Genomic DNA, 18,317 nt, shown 5'->3' with positions numbered 1-18,317 from the left:
AAGTGTCAACAAGGCTAATCGCTCTTATTGCCCACATCAAAGATTTTTTCGCCTTTTTTAGACATATAATAGTCCCGTCGTGCCAGTTCGAGTACGTATTCTTTGCTTTTCAGCTTTTTGATTTCATCAGAAATATCTTCCTGCTTTGTTTGTAATTGCTTCAATTCTTTTTCAAGCGCAACCTTCTTCTCTTCTTTTTCTTTCAATGCAGACGATTGCGACCAGAGGGCACTTGTTACCAAAACAGCAAACATGAGCACAATGACTCCAAACACGGTAAGCCTTCTAAGGAGTCCCCGGCGTTTGCGTTTTAGGCGCTGCGCTTGCTGTTCCATTTGTTTTTGATAATCATTTTGAATTTGTGCGATATTTCTTTTTCTCTCGTTCAAGGATGAAGGCCTCCTCTCTTACTTTGTCCAGAATTGTTTCCATTTCGTTTTCATGGTACGAGATAATTTCTTGATCCCTTGTAAAATTCCTGCTCCTTTTGAGAAAAACAACCTCATTGATGTTCGCCATTTTTCGGGAATTCGATGAATAATGGTCACATTGAGTAACCAAATAAGCGGATAACAAACAATATACAGCACCTTCCACACGAGTCGAAACGCAAAACGAACAAGGCGTAAGAGCGAGTGGAACAAGAACAGAAGAGCACTTATGATCAAACCGACGATCCAGCGAATGGGCTGGAAAACCATCGACATGATCAGCCTTTTCAGGAAGAGAACAGTCTGATAAATACACCTCATCACAAACTTGAGGATGTTCATATACAGCTGTTTCATCAATGCCTGATACATCGAGAAACCTAAAGCAACAGCTAGAAAAATATAAAGTCTGAATTCTCCCTCATTGGTTAGCAGCAGGACATAAAAGAACAACAGACCCTGCACCACCCAAAAAAGGAGGTCGTGAATGACCAGCAGCCATTTTGCTGTTTTTTCCCGGTTCACAAACAGCTTGTACGTATCCAGCGATGCGCCCAGCCAGATGCCCATCGCCGCCATCGAAAGCATCGTATAAAACTGGACCGTCAGTGTCATTTAAACAGCTTGCTAAAAAATCCTTTAGCTTTCTCCCCGTGCTGCTCATCTACATAGATTAAGTCAAAGACACGCCCTTTAATGGACACAACGCCCTTTTCTACATCTAAGTTTTTCATTTGCAGATTTTCTCCGCGAATGGCGAGGACTCCCATGACAGTCTCAAGCAGAAATTCTTCATTATCAAAGCTCTCGACCTGTTTGACCCCGGTAATATCTAAATGCTTTCTGTTGCGCATTGTGACATGATGCTCGGCTTCTGATGACAACTTCGTGCCTTGAGGTTGATTATAATATTGATTCATTTATACATCCCCCATATCTCATACTTGCATTGTTACTGCATTGTATGTGACAGGCGGGACATTTAGAACAAGCCCTATTCTGCTGTTTTTTCTTCTTTTAGCACGGTATACATGCCAGCAGCTTCTTCTTTTTTGGTGGTGTCTTTTAACTCGTTTACTTGAACAGTCACAAGCTTTTGACCAAAGCGAATTTGAAGCTCGTCCCCTTCTTTCACGTCAGAGCTGGCTTTCGCCTGCGTGCCATTAATGGAAATTCTCCCTTGATCAGCTACTTCTTTTGCCAATGTTCTTCTTTTGATTAAACGAGACACTTTTAAGAATTTATCTAGTCTCATGTATGTTCACCTCTTTCTATACGTTTGGCATCGTTCCACAGATCGTCCATTTCTTCTAAGGTCAAGTCCTCTAGTGAACGCCCTATGTCCTTTGCTTTTTGTTCAATATGCTGAAAGCGCCGCATGAATTTTGTGTTTGCAGAAGAGAGGGCGGTTTCAGGCTCTAGATGATAAAATCTTCCAATGTTGACGAGAACAAACAAAAGATCCCCAAATTCATCCTTCATTTGCTTTGTTGCACCTTCACCCGTCTTATCTGCCACTTCCACAAGGAATTCCTGCTTTTCTTCTTCGTATTTGTTCCAAATATCCTCTACTTCTGTCCAGTCGAAGCCCACTTTTGCTGCTTTCTTTTGGAGCTTATAGGCTTTTGTTAAAGCTGGAAGAGTCGTTGGAATGGATTGCAAAATAGAAGCTGCACGCTCCGGTTTTTCCTGCTGCTTGATTTTTTCCCAGTTGGCGACGACATCTGATGCTTCAGACACATCCGTATCACCAAACACATGCGGATGTCGTCGAATCATTTTTTCTGTGACATGCTGGATGACGTCATCCATTGAGAAGTAACCATCATCTTCACCAATTTGGGCATGGAGTAAAACTTGCAGCAGTACATCTCCGAGTTCTTCAACCATATGATCTGGATCGTCTTCATCTATGGCTTCCAGCAGCTCATAACATTCTTCAATTAAATATGGTTTGAGCGACTCATTCGTTTGTTTTTGATCCCAAGGACAGCCGCCAGGACCTCTTAATGTACGAATGACTTCACGGAAAGTGTCAAATTGTTGATAGAGTAGCTTTTCATCTTGGATTGGAGGCACATAAACACTCGTTAAGTTATTTATCGACACATCTCGATCAAGTTCAAATAAAGGAACACCTGTAATCTGCTCCTGACTGCTTCCAGCTGCCGTTACGATAAAGACTTCATAATCGTCAGGTAGCTTTTCCATGAGGGTCAGCTTCACATTCGAGGCTGTCATCTGATCATATACCTGACAGATCAGCACATGCTGGGTCAACTTCAGATCATCCGCTCTCATATCCCCTGCGTCAACGAATTGCAGCCCTTCAACTGGGTCAATCTGTAAGGAATTAAACGTCGCATCCAAAAAGCTTTGTCCACCAGCGACGTACACCTCAACCCCGCGCTCCTTCTGTTGTGAAACAAGAAGCTGCACTGTCTTTTCCGCTACAAACGGGTGACCTGGTACTGCATACACAATATCTTTCCCCTCAGCCTCTTGGAAGAGAATGTCTGTGATTTCCTCATACACTGCATCAAACTGATCATGCTTTTCATATATCTCATCAAAAAAGGTCAGAGACGGGACCTCCTGCATCAATTCTGCGGTGAGTGGATGATCCTGCGTTCTCATGTATACTTCTTTCGCCTGCTTCAGCTGCTTATATACACCGAGCGTCAGCTGATCCATGTCGCCTGCCCCAAGACCAACGACTGTAATCTTACCTGCCATTTCGATTCCCTCTCATCTGTTTAAAATATAAAATCTTTTCTCCTAATGGAATGAGTCTCCATTCCTCTTCCGTAAATACGTCTAGCTTAAGAATACTATATAAAAAGGCGAAACCACCAATAAAAACTGAAGTCAGGCTCTCTAAAACAGAAAACGGACGTTTCTCAAAGGGAATGACCCAAGAAAACAATGCCTGATATCCAATTAAAACGACAGCCATGAATGCTGCTGATAAAAGAATTTTCACTGGGAATAGCTCTCTTATTGAAATCCACCCTTTATGCTTCAAATACACCGCATTGAGCGCAGCGGCGGCGAGAAACCCACAAACAGTCGACCATGCGGCTCCATAAATGCCGAATAACGGGACAAGAGCCAGCGTCAGACCCCATTTCACCAGTACACTGATCAGGACCACAACAGCCGGGTACACGGTATGTCCCAGACCCTGAAGTAAAGCGGTTTGCGTAATCGCCATTGATGTAAAGGCAATGGATATGCAAAATATTTGCAGCGCATCTGTCCCTAAGTCATTACGAAAAAGCATGATGTTCACAGACGATAAAATACATATAAGACCGACAGCTGAACCAATCCCCAGCACCGATGTTGCCTTAAACGATGTACGTACTTTTTCACGAATTGCTTTATGCTGCCCTTTTCTTAAGGCCGACGACAAAAACGGAACAAGAGACGTCCCGATACTAATTGCAAACACCGTCCCGAGCTGCAAGAACGGCTGACCTCGGTCATACACGCCTTTTGCCGCCTTTGCATCTGCTTCACTCAGTCCCTCACTGCGCAGCAGCGCATACAGGTGAAAAGCATCGATCATTTGCATCCATAGGATCAGCAATCCACTCACACAAATCGTCAATGTATACAGCACCAAACTCTTCAGCACATCTTTTTTCCGCAGTGTAGCCTGTTTTAATGTCTTGCTCGCTGACGACCGCTTCCGATAGGTCAGCCAAAGGAAAAGAAGCAAAATGAGTGAAGCCGCACTTCCAGCTATAGAAGAGAACACCGCACCCGCTCCTGTTTCATAAAGCGAATAGCCATGTCTCACAAAATAGAAAGATAAAACAAGCAGGACGCCTACTCTGATGAGCTGCTCAGCCAATTGAGAGACCGCAGTGGGGAGCATCAGCCCATCACTCTGAAAAACACCCCTCAGCATCACGGTAAGCGGCAGAAACAAAAACACAAACGAACTCATCTGGATGAGCAGCATTAATTGACTGTCCGCCATGAGATTCGCAATTGTGCCTGCTCCTATGTATAAACAAAGAAATAAGGCCAAGCTCAGCAAAGTGATATACACCAAGGATACCTTTGTAATGATTCGGCGATTCTCCTCACCATGCTCGCTCAGGAGCTTGGACACCATCACAGGAAAACCAGTGGTGCCGAGCATGATCGCAATGCCAAGAAAGGGATAGACCTGCTGATAAATATAAAAACCTGTGTCTCCTACGATATTTTGAAAAGGGACACGATATACGGCACTCAGTACCTTTGATAACAAGCCTGCGATGGTTAAAATCACCGCACCTTGGAAAAGCCAATGCGGCTGATTTACAGCATTTTTCATGGATGACTCCTTTATGTTCAATCAAAAAATATACCTGCATTTAAACGCACTCATTATATCATACGTGACTGGCAAGCCGTTTCTTTCTAAGGAGTAGACGATACATTCATTGTTTTGTTTCATCCCATATAAAAAACGCCGACAAAATCAGATGATTTCATCGGCATTCTTTCGTTTTATCAAAATGATATAGATTTATTAGACCTAATGTTCCATTTGACGGGCTAAGAAGCCAGCTGCCGTTTCTGCCGCTTTATGCTCCACTTCTCCCATTGAACGCTCTTTAGAAAATAAGACGACGGCGCCAATTGGATCTCCGTTTGCAACAATAGGTGCAATGGTATAAGCTGATACATCATCATCAATACCATCCACAAGCTGAATTTCTTTCTTGCTGTCCTCTAATACAGAATTACGCTGATCCATTGTTCGTTCAAGTAAATCACTAATGGATTTGTTTAAGTACTCTTTTTTTGAACTACCGGATACAGCAATATACGTATCACGATCACAGATGAGGATAGAATGACCCAAACTGTCGAATAATGCATCAGCATATTCCTTCGCAAAGTCTCCTAGCTCACTAATCGGTGAATACTTCTTCAAAATGACTTCTCCATCGCGGTCGACAAAAATCTCAAGTGGATCTCCTTCCCGGATGCGCAATGTTCTGCGAATCTCCTTCGGTATAACCACTCTACCTAGATCATCGATGCGGCGTACAATTCCAGTTGCTTTCATTCACTGCTGCCTCTCTTTCGTTTGATGATGTGTTGGGTGAATGGAACAAAAGCGTCCACTTTATGCAACATTCACCACTTGACCCTGAGATTAGTATCCGTCACATCAAACGTAATATACACGAGAGACCAACAAAATTTTATGAAGATGGAATGGTTTCTTTTTTCACATCTTGAAGACCTCGAAGCATACGAAGAACGACTTCAAGCCACTCCTCCGTTTTCTTGCCTTTTGTTTGGACAGAAATAATCAGCTTGCTACCTTCCATGCCAAGACCGATATCACGGCCATATTGACTGCCAAGCTCAAATAATTTTTGACCATCGATGTCGCTGCTAGCTTTTTCATCGAGAGTGAGTCTGACAATGCCTTTCTCCATCTTGATCAACTCGACACGTTCCTGCACAGCGTACACCTTCATCGTCGCAATCGTGAACAAATCAGCCACTTCTTGCGGATATTCTCCGAATCGGTCAATCATTTCATCTTGAAGCTCTTTCCGCTCTTCTATAGATCCAATCGCTCTAAACTGTTTATACATCTCGATCTTTTGTTTGCCATCAGAAATATAGCTATCTGGAATGTAGGCATCAATTTGGAGATCAATTTCCGGCTCAAATTTTTCTTGAGCAGTCGTATCGCCTCTTCTTTCTTCAATGGCTTCTTTCAGCATTTGAGAGTAAAGGTCGAATCCAACAGAATCAATAAATCCATGTTGCTGTGCACCAAGTAAATTTCCTGCTCCTCGAATCGTTAAGTCACGCATCGCAATCTTAAAGCCTGATCCGAGCTCAGTGAATTCTTTAATAGCTTGAAGTCTTTTCTCAGCTACTTCAGAAAGCACTTTATCTTTTCGATAAGTGAAATAAGCATAGGCCACACGATTCGAGCGCCCAACTCGTCCTCTTAACTGGTACAGTTGCGAAAGCCCCATTTTATCAGCATCGTGAACAATGAGCGTGTTCACATTTGGAATGTCTACGCCCGTTTCGATAATGGTTGTACTGACGAGTACATCCGATTCACCTTCTAGGAAATTAATCATCACGGATTCCAGCTCGTTCTCACTCATTTTCCCATGTGCGTAGCTTACTTTTGCGTCTGGAACAAGCATCGAGATTTCATCTGCTTTTCGTTCAATATCCTCCACTCGGTTATAAAGGAAGTACACTTGACCGCCTCTTGCCAGTTCTCGCTCAATGGCTTCTCTAACTAACGCACCATTGTACTCGACAACATAGGTTTGAACTGGGAAACGGTTCTCAGGTGGCGTTTCAATAACAGATAAGTCACGTACGCCAAGCATCGACATATGAAGCGTACGAGGAATTGGCGTTGCCGTTAACGTCAGCACATCAATATTGGCTTTCATTTGTTTAATTTTCTCTTTATGCGTCACACCGAAGCGCTGCTCTTCATCGATAATTAACAGTCCTAAATCCTTGTACACAATGTCTTTTGAAAGAAGACGATGCGTCCCGATGACCATATCAATCGTTCCGTTTTTCAGCCCTTTTAAGGTTTCTGTTGTTTCTTTTCGTGTACGGAAGCGGCTAAGCTGAGCAATTTTAACAGGATAGTCTTGGAATCTGTCCATAATCGTGTCAAAATGCTGCTGCGCTAAGATCGTTGTTGGTACAAGCAGTGCCACCTGTTTCCCGTCAGCAATGGCTTTGAAGGCCGCTCGAATCGCCACCTCTGTTTTTCCATAGCCCACATCTCCACAAAGCAGACGATCCATCGGGCGCTCCCGCTCCATGTCTTGCTTGATTTCATGAATCGAGCGAATTTGATCGTCTGTTTCTTGGTAAGGGAATGCAGATTCAAACTGGCGCTGCATCTCATGGTCAGGCGAGAAGGCATACCCTTTGCTTGCTTCACGTTCTGCGTACAGCTTAATTAGATCATCTGCAATGTCCTGCACAGATGATTCTACTTTTTTCTTCACGCGCTTCCAGTCGCTACCGCCTAGTTTGTATAGCTTTGGTTCTTTTCCTTCTGACCCAACATACTTCTGCACCTGATCAATTTGTTCAACAGGGACATAAAGCTTATCGCTTCCTTGATAATGAATATTTAAATAATCTTTATGAATGCCGCCAATTTCAAGCGTTTCAATTCCTAAATACTTACCGATCCCGTGGTTAATGTGCACCACATAATCGCCCACTTGCAGCTCTGAATAGCTTTTGATTCGCTCTGCGTTCGTCAGCTTTTGCTTACGTGCCTGCTTCTTCACACGTTTCTTGAAAAGTTCACCCTCTGTAATGACAGCAATTTTGGATAAAGGCAGTTCAAAACCGGTTTGCAGCTCACCTTGTAAAATATATACTTGCCCGCTGACAAGCTCAGCATCAGGTTTAGCAAGAGCTGCTTCAATGTCATAATCATGCAAGACAGATGACAGCTTCTCTGTCCGCTCTTCATCCGCACCTAAAAAGACAACCGTATAATTCTGCTTTTTGTAGCGTTCAATTTCACTTGCAAGCACATTCATCTGCCCATGGAAATTCTGCATTTGCTTACTAGATACATTGACGATATTTTGCGGATTGGTCTGCTGAACATGTCTCAAAAATAAGGAATAGTACAGAATCAATCTCGATTGCTGATTGAATAGCTCTTGAAATGGGAAGGAAAGGGCTAGATCATGCAGGATATTCCCTTCTTCCAGCAGACTAATTGTCCAATCTGCTTCTTCCTGTTCAAGCTGTTCTTCCATCTCCTGAATTCTGCTGATTTCATCTAGAATGATAATCGTATCCTGCGATGTATAATCTAGCAAACTAGCAGGCTTTTCATAGAAATAGGACAGATACTTCGTCATTTCTTGTGTCACAATACCTTCTAGCAGCTTCTCACGATCAGCAGAAATATTCTGATGGAGCAGTTCTTTTTGTTTATCCGAGTTGAATTTCTTTAAGCTACTGGCAAGACCTTCGTCAAGCTGTTCAATCGCTCTCACTCGTTCAGGCGCTCTTACAATCAGCTCTTTCGCCGGGCCAATCTTGATTTCTTGAAGTGTTTCCAATGAACGCTGCGTGTCAGAGTGGAAGGACCGAATAGAATCCACTTCTGTATCAAACAGCTCAATACGGATCGGGTGGTCTTCCGTTAACGCATAAATGTCAATGATTCCTCCGCGCACACTAAAGTCTCCGGGCGCAGCGACCATGGACGTCCGGTCATAACCGATTTGCACGAGTTGTTTTGAAAACGCCTCCAAATCAATTTCTTCACCAACCTTTAAATGGATCTGACTCTCCTTCCAGAGCTCTACAGGAGGAAGCATTCTACGCACTGCAGCTGCTGGGGTCACGACAATCGGATTTTCTCCATTCGCGAGACGATTCAATACATCAAGACGCTGCGCTCTAAGCTCCGGGCTTGCCACAGCAATTTCAGATGCAATGAGTTCATTGACAGGATAAAGAAGGACCGAGCGATCTGGCATCACACTTGCTAGATCATCTGTGACCTTCTGCGCTTGATATAAGTTGTGTGTCACAATAAACATCGGCCGCTTTAATTCGTCTGATATGGCGGCTGTAAATAAAGATCTGACGGAGCCTGATAGTCCGGCGAGCAGTTGTTCTTTTAAACCTTCCTTTAGCCCATTAAAAATGGACTGAAAATCATCACTTTGTTTGATAAATGATTGTATGTTTTTCATTTGGCTCCTCCTCCCTGCTTGTTTAAAACAGAAAAACGCTTTGGTCTATTATCTACACCAAAGCTTTTTATTGAATAAAGGTATGATACTGATGGTAATCAGGATTTCTTTCGAGCGCCTCTTGGCAATCCTCACAAATGGTTTGTACATGTAAATCACCATTTTCCCTATAAGAAATCATATCGTTTCTTTCCTCATTTGTTAAGTGATGAAATCCAAGTGCTTCACTTTGGACAGCGGATTCATCTAGACTGCCAACCTTTACACCACAGTGCCGGCAGTAATAGTGCAAAGCCATACGTGATCCTCCCATGCTGAGATTTTATGATCAGTATGTGCTTTGCTTATCATTCTTATACCTTCTTGTTAAAATCATTCATCACTTCTAAAAATGGCTTTGTTAAAGCCGCTTCACAAGCTTCAACAGATGATTGAATAGCAGATGAGATATCAGGCTGTTCTTCCTCTGAGAAGCGTCCTAGTACGTAATCGACGACCTTCATGCCGTTTTGTGGACGGCCAATGCCGATACGAAATCGGTCAAACTCTGGTGAACCTAAATGCTGAATCAACGATTTGATTCCGTTATGTCCGCCTGCACTTCCTTTAGTACGCAAACGAATCCGGCCCGTTGGCAAATCAAGATCATCATAGATAACCTTCAAATGTTCAAGGGGAATATCATAGTAATCCATCAGCGGACGCACACATTCCCCTGATAAGTTCATATATGTAAGAGGCTTCACAAGTAGAACCTTTTGCCCCGAAACAAACCCAGTTCCATATTGTCCATGGAATTTTGATTGATTTAATGGGATGTCCCATTTTTTTGATAGTTCATCTATAGTCATAAACCCGACGTTATGTCTTGTTTTTTCATATTCTTTTCCTGGATTACCCAATCCAACGAACGCAATCATGAAACCAATAACCTCCTTTGTCGCACATGCACACGCCTAAAAAATGAGCCAATGTGATTGCCTCATGCAAAACGTATGAATTCTTTTCATTCTAGCACAAAAGACGTAACCGCGGGAGGGTTACGTCTCTAATTGACCAGTTATTCTTCGCTGTCATCTTTTTCTTTAATGGCCTCAGGCTCTTGCGTTTCCTCTTCACTATCTGGCTCTGGAACCTCTGATTGCTGAGGCGGTAAGATCGAAGCAACAACTTCTTCTGGATCATTATTAATTTGATACGTAGACTGAACAGACAGATCACCAACTGTTAGTACGTCATTTACTTCTAAGTTTGTAATATCAGCTTCAATATTTTGCGGGATATCCTTTGGTTTCGCTGTAATGGATAGCTCAAATAGTGGCTGCTGAAGCACACCGCCATCCTTTACACCTTTGGATTCGCCAATGAGTTGTACAGGTACATCTGCGTCAATTTCTCGCTGTAAGTCAACCACTTGGAAATCAGCGTGGACTAGCTCATTTTTCAACGGATCTGTTTGCAGTTCTGTTACCATCACAGATTTTGTTTCTCCGCCAACGTCTAATGTGATGATTGTGTTTTTTCCTTCATCACGTAATGTCTTTAATAAATCAATACTGTCTAATGAAACAGCAAGGTTGTCTGTATTTTTTCCGTATATGACACCAGGAACGTGTCCTGAATGACGGATTTTTTGCAGTGTGGAACGTTTGAAATCAGTTCTTTTATTTGCTTTTAAAGTTGCCATATTCAGCACCATCCTATTTCTTTTTTGTCACTACTTTCATAAATACCCATAACTGAATCATTTTAAACATGTTTGCCTTTCATTTATCACAGCAAAAAGACCCCAAGCGGATGCCTAGGGCCTTTTTCAATCAGAAAATTAGCTGAAAAGGTAGCTCACAGATTCTTCTTCATGTACACGGATGATGGCTTCTGCAAGCAAAGGCCCAACTGAAAGCGGAATGAATTTTCCAACTTTCTTGTCATCTGTTAGGTGAATACTGTTTGTCACAACTAATTCTTTAATTTTAGAGTTTGTAATACGTTCTACTGCTGGTCCAGACAATACTGGGTGAGTACAACAAGCATAGACTTCAGCCGCTCCATTTTCCACAAGTGCATTTGCAGCAAGTGTAATCGTACCAGCTGTATCAATGATATCATCGATGAGAATCGCCGTTTTGCCTTCAATGTTCCCAATGATGTTCATCACTTCAGCCACGTTCGGCTTCGGACGACGTTTGTCGATAATTGCGATTGGTGCTTTCAGGCGGTCCGCCATTTTGCGCGCACGCGTAACACCACCGTGGTCAGGAGACACAACAACGATATCATTCAAGTTTTTCTGTTCAAAATAGTTTGTTAAGATTGGCACAGCCATTAAGTTATCGATTGGAATATCAAAGAAACCTTGGATTTGCGGCGCATGAAGATCAAGTGCAATGACACGTGTAGCACCTGCTGTTTCAAGTAAGTTCGCAAAAAGCTTCGCCGTGATTGGCTCACGAGGTTTCGCCTTACGATCTTGACGTGCATATCCGTAATAAGGGATGACAATATTGACCGTTTTCGCAGAAGCGCGTTTTAGTGCATCTACCATAATGAGTAGCTCCATAATGTGCTCATTGACTGGCGCACTAGTAGATTGAATAACATAACAATCACAGCCGCGGATACTTTCTTCAATATTGATTTGGACTTCACCGTCACTAAAACGTTTAACAGAGCTCTTTCCTACATCAACTCCGATTCGATCGGCAATTTCTTTGGCAAGTTCAGGGTTTGAATTCAAAGAGAATATCTTTAAATTCGCATCAGCATAACGATTAGACATGGTAAACCTCCGGGTATTTGGATTATTTTTTATGAATATTTTTCACATAATCTTCTTTATTGACTTGTCTTGCTCTAGCAATAGACAATGCATCCTGCGGTACATCTTCTGTAACCGTTGAACCGGCTGCAACATATGCCCCTTTTCCGACAGTGACTGGTGCAACGAGATTTGAATTGCAGCCAATAAATGCGCCATCTTCAATCTTCGTTAAGAATTTGTTCTTCCCATCATAATTAACTGTAATGGATCCACAACCAAGGTTTACATCCGCTCCGACCTCTGCATCTCCAATATAGCTAAGATGAGACGCTTTGCTTCGGTCACCGAAAACTGTTTTCTTGATTTCGACAAAATTTCCGATCTTCACTTCATCGCCAATTTTCGACAACGGGCGAATATGAGCAAACGGTCCAATTGTCACATCTACTCCAACTTCACTATCACAGACAACAGACTGCTTAATGACTGTCCGATCTCCAATTACGCTATCAACAATTTCAGTGTTCGGACCGATTGTGGCATCTGCACCAATCTTTACATTCCCTTTGATGACCGTCCCAGGATAAATCATTGTATCTTCACCGATGACTGCATCTGGCGAGATATACGTGTTCTCAGGATCAATCAAGGTTACACCATTCTTCATATGCTGATGATTAATACGTCGCTTCATGAATTGCTCTGCTTGTGATAGAGCGATACGATCATTGACTCCAAGTGTTTCTTCAAAATGCGGTGTTTGATACGCTGCAACCGTCTGTCCTTCATTCTTTAGAATTTCAATGACATCTGGCAAATAGTATTCACCTTGTGCATTTTCATTTGACACTTGCTCAATCACACGGAAGAGATCTTCATTTGAAAAGCAATAGGTTCCAGTATTAATTTCATTCACTTGACGTTCAGCATCATTTGCATCTTTATGCTCGACGATTTTTACTACAGCACCTGTTTCATCACGAATAATACGTCCATAACCTGTTGGATCATCCGCGTGTGCTGTCAAAATCGTCACTTTCGCTTGTTGTTTTTGATGCTCGTTTAACATGGCTTCCATTGTTTCCGCTGTCAATAATGGTGTATCTCCACAAATGACAATGGTTGTTCCCTTTTCCTGCGCGAGGAACGATTTAGCTTGTTTGACGGCATGTGCTGTTCCCAGCTGTTCTTCTTGAAGTGCATATTCACTTCTGTCCCCAAGCTGCTCCTTGACGTCCTCAGCTCCATGACCGACAATCGTCACAAGCTTGGCTAAAGATAGCTTTAACGCTTGATCTGCCACATGCTCGACCATTGGCTTTCCGCAAACTGGATGAAGTACTTTGTATAACTTTGACTTCATTCTTGTTCCTTTTCCCGCTGCTAAAATCACTGCGAACCGCTTATCCATTGATTGGCCTCCAATATCCCTATTATCCATAGAAAAATATATCCTAAATAAGGACTGATTTCAAGGATACAAGAGGAAGTACATTAATTTTCTAATGGTTGAAACTTAAAAGAATCATGAGGAAAAACGCAAAAAAGACAGCATTTAAAAGAAAACATTCATTTTCTCTTAAAGCTGTCTTTTTAGGTTCACATATCTTTAAGAAGCTCCAGCTTCTTCATATTCAATTGTCTCTTCCTCTTCGCCTAAGCGATGATACTCATTTAAAACAGCATCTTGGATTTTACCCCGAGTGCTTGAATTAATTGGATGTGCAATGTCGCGAAACTCTCCATCAGGCGTACGTTTGCTAGGCATTGCAACAAACAAGCCATTGTTTCCATCAATCACACGAATATCATGAACAACAAATTCGTGGTCCAGCGTGATGGATGCAATCGCCCTCATGCGACCATCGGTATTCACGCGGCGTAATCTTACGTCAGTAACTTCCACAGTAGTTCACCACCTTTTCCCAATATAAAAGCATTAATTAGGTATTCAACGATTGTGGTGATTCTCCTGCTCTTTTTTTAAACTTTTTTTGAAATATCGGGATATTTATACATTTTTTGTCATTTTGATGACGGCGCTTACATCGGTTGCGTAAAAAAAGACATCATGCCGATGCCTTTTCATACATATAATGAAACCAAACGGCCTCCAAAGAGATGGTCTGTTTATTTCACTAATGCCACAACTTCAATTTCTACAAGTGCATCTTTTGGAAGTCTGGCTACTTCTACACATGAACGAGCTGGCTTATGTGTATGGAAGTATTCACCGTACACTTCATTCACTTCAGCGAATTGTTCCATATCTTTAATGAAAACCGTTGCTTTCACGACTGTTTCAAAGGAAGCACCCGCTGCTTCAAGGACGGCTTTAAGATTATGAAACACTTGATGTGTTTGTTCTTTAATATCTCCATTCACAAAATCTCCAGCTGGCGTTAATGGAATCTGCCCTGAGCTGTAAAACATGTTATTGACGATAATCCCTTGAGAGTAAGGTCCAATGGCTGCTGGCGCGTTTTTGGTTTGAACAACTTTTGTCATATCAATCTCTCCCATTCAAATACATGTTTGATCAAAACTTAAGCTTTCGAATGAAAAAACTCGTGGAAATTACCTTCATTAATCTCAATGATTTTCTGCTTCATATCAATGGTTGAAAGCTTTAAAAGTGATACATATTCATCGACAAGACGTTCATCTACGCCTTCATCTTCTAATAAAACACCGATCCCTGCAACATTTGCATTAAATTCCTCTAGAAGATTCATCATGCCATTAATGGTTCCGCCTGCTTTCATAAAGTCATCAATAATCAACACATTGGATCCTTTATCTAAGCTCCGCTTTGCAAGTGACATGGTTTGAATTCGGTTAGAAGAACCTGATGCATAATTAATACTCACAGTTGATCCTTCAGTTACCTTATTATCTTTTCTAACGATCACAACAGGCACATTTAAATAACCTGCAACAGAATAGGCAATCGGAATACCTTTCGTCGCAACAGTCATGACAACATCAATCGGTCGATCCGAAAAAATGGTCGCAAAAAGCTTACCGATTTTCGCAAGAATCGATGGATTGCCTAAAACATCAGTTAAATATAAATAACCGCCAGGAAGCACACGTTCAGGAGTTGATAATGCCTCTCCGATATCGTTGACGACTTCGTCTGCTTCTTTTAGATGAATCTTTGGAATATATTTCACTCCGCCAGCAGCGCCAGGTACAGTAAGTAAAGTCCCTATTCCCTGCTGTTCGAAGGTCTGTTTGATAATCGTTAAGTCTTCACTAATAGAGGACTTTGCAGATTGATATCGCTCTGCAAAAAAAGTTAAAGGTACTAGTACGTGCGGGTGGGTTAACAAATAATTTGTTAAGTCCACCAATCTGCCGCTTCGACGAAACTTCATGAACTTACCCCCAGAACCCGAATAATTTATGAATAATATAACTTAATATACGGATTTAATCAAGGGTATTTTGTTCGCCGATCATGCGGACAGCGTAAACCTGATCACAAAATCCTCTCAGTCCGTTATATATTCTTTGTACCTTCGATTCATATTGAATCAAGCCAAATACAGTTGGCCCGCTGCCGCTCATTAATACAGCATCTGCTCCGAAACGCTTCATCTGTCTCTTAATCATATCGACTTCCGGATACATCTTTAATGTCACAGATTCCAACACGTTACCGAGTGAGCCGCACATCTCTTTATAATCTTTCGCTTCAATTGCTTCAATCATACGCTGTACATTTGGGTGTTCTACTTTGCTTGCGTCATATTGTCTGTAGACCTCAGCTGTAGATACCCCTATCACCGGCTTCGCTAAAATCACCCAGCAATGCGGCGGTGTCGCAATATGCTTTAGTTTCTCTCCACGTCCTGTCGCTAGCGCCGTCCCTCCGTGTACACAAAAAGAGACATCTGAGCCGATCTCCGCTCCAAGCTCAGCTAGTTCATCTAACGTGAGATTTAACTTCCACAAACGGTTTAAGCCGCGAAGCGCTGCTGCGGCATCACTGCTGCCTCCAGCTAAACCTGCTGCGACGGGAATTGCTTTTGTGATGACAATCGATACGCCTTTTTGAATACCGAATCTTGTTTTTAATAATTTAGCTGCCTGATAAGCCAAATTCCGTTGATCATCTGGCACAAAACGATTATGAGATGATACACGGATTTCGTCTTTGTCCAGCTCCGTCAGCTCTAGTCGATCTGCAAGATCTATTGTTGTCATCACCATCTCCACTTCGTGATATCCATCCGGTCTTTTTCCATGAACATCAAGTGAGAGATTAATTTTTGCCGGTGCTTTTTCTAAAATACGCAAACATTTCACCTACTTCTCCATCTAAACATAAGTATCAATATTGTATCACATTTGATGGATCTGATGAATATTGGCTTTTGCCCCCAGCACACTCACTTTTTCAAGCAAAAAAGACCAGAGACACCCGAGGTATCCCTGATCATTTCTTTATCGTTGATTCTCTTCTTGAGCCATGTGCTGTTGAGCTAATTCAATGGCACGTTTGACCATATTTCCTGCGTCACGCGCACGAATCTCTCCCCAGCCTCCATTTTTGACGGTATCATAAAATCCAAGATCCTTCGCCAGCTCGTATTTGAACTCATCTGACATAATGCCTCGGCGTCTACCCAAACGAAACAGCCCCTTTGGTCGAGAATTCGAATCATCGCCACTCCTTTGTGGCTTTCTTATTTTGCATCGATTCCCGCCTTTTACCCCTTTCAAATAATGGACAGCCTCCCATACAGAAAAAAAGGCAAAACAAAAAGCAGTAAACAAAAAGTTCACTGCCCATTAATAGGCGACTGAGCTAGCGGTATCATCGAACGTTAATTCGACCGTCTCAGTCAGTATATCTGCATAACTGTAAGAAACTCTTTCAAACGAATTCTCATCTTGATCTAATTGAATCACAAAAACAGAAGGGTACGTTTCAGCTAAAATGCCCGAACGCTCAATTGTTTTTCGGCGGCCTCCGTTAGCCTTTAACGTCAAACGTTTACCTAAGTTACCATCAAGCGATCTTTTGATGTCGGACAAAGTCTTCGCCATTGCATCCACCTCACTGAGATAATTATACAACAACGGCCCATTTTTGTCAAATAAAAATTAAATTATATCAACCAACACGAGCCATTGTCAACAAAATAATTTTGACAAACTTCTACCTTTTCTCCTCCCTATTTTTCTCAAATTCCGGTGAATTATGTATTCATATGAAATTTCTTTTTGAGCATAAAAAAAACCAGACTGAAATCAGTCGGGTTATGTCGATTCATGGTCTCTTTTATATGGCATACCTACCCTTAAAACACCCCTTGTTTCAATTCCTCCGAGACCTTTTTCTCTCGTCAGTGTATTTCGGAGCACATCCCACACGTTGATTCGATCTACAAATGGAGTGAAGCTGATCTTGGCAACAATATAGACGGGGTCAAGTGCATGAATGTTGACACGTGAGGGTGAGCTTGCAAAATTAGCACCTGCTTGAATTAATGATTCAAAATGAGATTGGCAGGCACCTGCAAAGATCACGAGCTGATCTAAATGCGGAACCTTCCTTCTTGCCTTTTGAACCGTTTCAACGAAATGACGAGAATGACGATATGCACCAATATCGTGTACACCGCCCTTTTGTTTAGAATACGCATCATGTCCTGTGATGACCAAAATATCAGGCCGATATTGATCAATTAATGAATCAATCATGCTTGGCATTTTCTTCTCATGGCAATGCACACCATACACAGGTACACCGATTCTTTCATATACATCTAAGCATTTCTTTAAGTATGAAGCATCTCCATCTAAATGCAGAACCTTTCCGGGCATATGAAAATACTGCTCCTGATGCTGATATTGTCCAGACGTATAATACTCTTGTTTTTCACGAAGCAGCTGATAATCTTGCCTGAGTAAGTCGAGCGATTCGTTAATTTTCCGTTCATCGTCTTTCTCTCTTGTCAGCTGCTCCTCTTTTTGAATCAAGACCAAATCTGACATCTTCGCATCGGCAATCAGCCTCACTTCATTCCCATGCAAAATGGCGGTGGCTTCGTGCTGGTCTGTCTCATCAATTCGAATGATACGAAACATAATATCCATCTGATAGGATGCCCTCGTCACCATATCTCCTATTTGAAATTGCATGCTTTTCACTCCACAATCAGGCTCTTATCCTGTTGGTATCGTCTTACGCTACACTTGTTCTTCTTTCAGGTGTGTTGTTCTTTCTAGCCTATGCCTGAACAGGTGAAGTGGTGAAAACCAAAAGAAAAAAGCCCTTATGAAAGGGCTTTCAGGCTGTCGAGAAAATATCGACAGCTTTATTTTTTCCCTTAAATTTTCCACTATCCCATTTTATAATAGAGAAAA

Annotated in this window: 20 protein-coding genes; all 20 read right to left on the bottom strand. The window is 42.0% G+C overall.

Features of this window, described 5'->3' with window-relative positions; all coding sequences use genetic code 11:
* Window positions 1-14: 14 nt before the first annotated feature.
* Entirely contained in the window at window positions 15-389 is a 375-nt protein-coding gene (locus FXF70_RS18575; RefSeq protein ID WP_007496186.1) for an FtsB family cell division protein, read from the bottom strand.
* A gap of 18 nt (window positions 390-407) precedes the next feature.
* Entirely contained in the window at window positions 408-1,046 is a 639-nt protein-coding gene (yabQ, locus tag FXF70_RS18570; RefSeq protein ID WP_007496188.1) for a spore cortex biosynthesis protein YabQ, read from the bottom strand.
* Window positions 1,043-1,351, bottom strand: coding sequence for a sporulation protein YabP (gene yabP, locus FXF70_RS18565; protein ID WP_007496190.1), 309 nt, complete (start codon window positions 1,349-1,351; stop codon window positions 1,043-1,045). Before yabP ends, yabQ begins: the two co-directional genes overlap by 4 nt.
* A gap of 74 nt (window positions 1,352-1,425) precedes the next feature.
* Window positions 1,426-1,686 (bottom strand): RNA-binding S4 domain-containing protein, encoded by a 261-nt coding sequence (locus tag FXF70_RS18560; protein ID WP_008341839.1) that lies wholly within the window; start codon window positions 1,684-1,686, stop codon window positions 1,426-1,428.
* Window positions 1,683-3,167 (bottom strand): bifunctional methyltransferase/pyrophosphohydrolase YabN, encoded by a 1,485-nt coding sequence (gene yabN / locus FXF70_RS18555; protein WP_148780886.1) that lies wholly within the window; start codon window positions 3,165-3,167, stop codon window positions 1,683-1,685. The genes FXF70_RS18560 and yabN overlap by 4 nt, the downstream gene beginning before the upstream one ends.
* The gene (locus tag FXF70_RS18550) at window positions 3,157-4,761 is read right to left on the bottom strand and encodes a putative polysaccharide biosynthesis protein (RefSeq protein ID WP_017359317.1); all 1,605 of its coding nucleotides are present in this window, start codon (window positions 4,759-4,761) and stop codon (window positions 3,157-3,159) included. Before FXF70_RS18550 ends, yabN begins: the two co-directional genes overlap by 11 nt.
* Window positions 4,762-4,965: 204 nt before the next feature.
* Window positions 4,966-5,502: a stage V sporulation protein T gene (gene spoVT, locus FXF70_RS18545; RefSeq protein WP_007496196.1), complete on the bottom strand. Its 537-nt coding sequence runs from the start codon at window positions 5,500-5,502 to the stop codon at window positions 4,966-4,968.
* Window positions 5,503-5,641: 139 nt separating this feature from the next.
* Window positions 5,642-9,175: a transcription-repair coupling factor gene (gene mfd, locus FXF70_RS18540; RefSeq protein WP_148780885.1), complete on the bottom strand. Its 3,534-nt coding sequence runs from the start codon at window positions 9,173-9,175 to the stop codon at window positions 5,642-5,644.
* A gap of 67 nt (window positions 9,176-9,242) precedes the next feature.
* Window positions 9,243-9,473, bottom strand: coding sequence for an anti-sigma-F factor Fin (gene fin / locus FXF70_RS18535; RefSeq protein ID WP_003217967.1), 231 nt, complete (start codon window positions 9,471-9,473; stop codon window positions 9,243-9,245).
* A gap of 55 nt (window positions 9,474-9,528) precedes the next feature.
* On the bottom strand, window positions 9,529-10,095 hold the full coding sequence (gene pth / locus FXF70_RS18530) for an aminoacyl-tRNA hydrolase (protein WP_024719358.1): 567 nt from the start codon (window positions 10,093-10,095) through the stop codon (window positions 9,529-9,531).
* 140 nt (window positions 10,096-10,235) lie between these two features.
* Window positions 10,236-10,862 carry a 50S ribosomal protein L25/general stress protein Ctc gene (locus tag FXF70_RS18525; RefSeq protein ID WP_008341853.1) on the bottom strand — a complete coding sequence of 209 codons (627 nt, stop codon included), beginning with the start codon at window positions 10,860-10,862 and terminating at the stop codon, window positions 10,236-10,238.
* A 138-nt stretch (window positions 10,863-11,000) separates the two neighbouring features.
* Window positions 11,001-11,954, bottom strand: coding sequence for a ribose-phosphate diphosphokinase (locus FXF70_RS18520; RefSeq protein WP_003217907.1), 954 nt, complete (start codon window positions 11,952-11,954; stop codon window positions 11,001-11,003).
* Window positions 11,955-11,976: 22 nt separating this feature from the next.
* The gene (gene glmU, locus FXF70_RS18515) at window positions 11,977-13,347 is read right to left on the bottom strand and encodes a bifunctional UDP-N-acetylglucosamine diphosphorylase/glucosamine-1-phosphate N-acetyltransferase GlmU (protein WP_039962487.1); all 1,371 of its coding nucleotides are present in this window, start codon (window positions 13,345-13,347) and stop codon (window positions 11,977-11,979) included.
* A 198-nt stretch (window positions 13,348-13,545) separates the two neighbouring features.
* Window positions 13,546-13,842 carry a septation regulator SpoVG gene (spoVG, locus tag FXF70_RS18510; RefSeq protein ID WP_008357439.1) on the bottom strand — a complete coding sequence of 99 codons (297 nt, stop codon included), beginning with the start codon at window positions 13,840-13,842 and terminating at the stop codon, window positions 13,546-13,548.
* 224 nt (window positions 13,843-14,066) lie between these two features.
* Window positions 14,067-14,444, bottom strand: coding sequence for a 2-iminobutanoate/2-iminopropanoate deaminase (gene ridA, locus FXF70_RS18505; protein ID WP_008341860.1), 378 nt, complete (start codon window positions 14,442-14,444; stop codon window positions 14,067-14,069).
* A 38-nt stretch (window positions 14,445-14,482) separates the two neighbouring features.
* Entirely contained in the window at window positions 14,483-15,316 is an 834-nt protein-coding gene (purR, locus tag FXF70_RS18500; RefSeq protein ID WP_007496210.1) for a pur operon repressor, read from the bottom strand.
* A 55-nt stretch (window positions 15,317-15,371) separates the two neighbouring features.
* Window positions 15,372-16,241, bottom strand: coding sequence for a 4-(cytidine 5'-diphospho)-2-C-methyl-D-erythritol kinase (gene ispE / locus FXF70_RS18495; protein ID WP_017359321.1), 870 nt, complete (start codon window positions 16,239-16,241; stop codon window positions 15,372-15,374).
* Window positions 16,242-16,388: 147 nt separating this feature from the next.
* Window positions 16,389-16,574, bottom strand: coding sequence for a small, acid-soluble spore protein, alpha/beta type (locus FXF70_RS18490; protein WP_017366434.1), 186 nt, complete (start codon window positions 16,572-16,574; stop codon window positions 16,389-16,391).
* A gap of 162 nt (window positions 16,575-16,736) precedes the next feature.
* Window positions 16,737-16,994, bottom strand: coding sequence for a biofilm formation stimulator Veg (veg, locus tag FXF70_RS18485; protein ID WP_003217979.1), 258 nt, complete (start codon window positions 16,992-16,994; stop codon window positions 16,737-16,739).
* Between the two features lie 213 nt (window positions 16,995-17,207).
* Window positions 17,208-18,092, bottom strand: a complete 885-nt coding sequence (gene yabG / locus FXF70_RS18480; protein ID WP_007496216.1) for a sporulation peptidase YabG — start codon at window positions 18,090-18,092, stop codon at window positions 17,208-17,210.
* Between the last annotated feature and the right edge of the window lie 225 nt (window positions 18,093-18,317).

It is taken from the genome of Bacillus sp. Y3, assembly GCF_008123875.1.
Classification (GTDB): domain Bacteria; phylum Bacillota; class Bacilli; order Bacillales; family Bacillaceae; genus Bacillus; species Bacillus altitudinis.
Note: the sequence above shows the minus strand (reverse complement) of the source record. Positions and strands in the feature narration are given on the sequence as shown.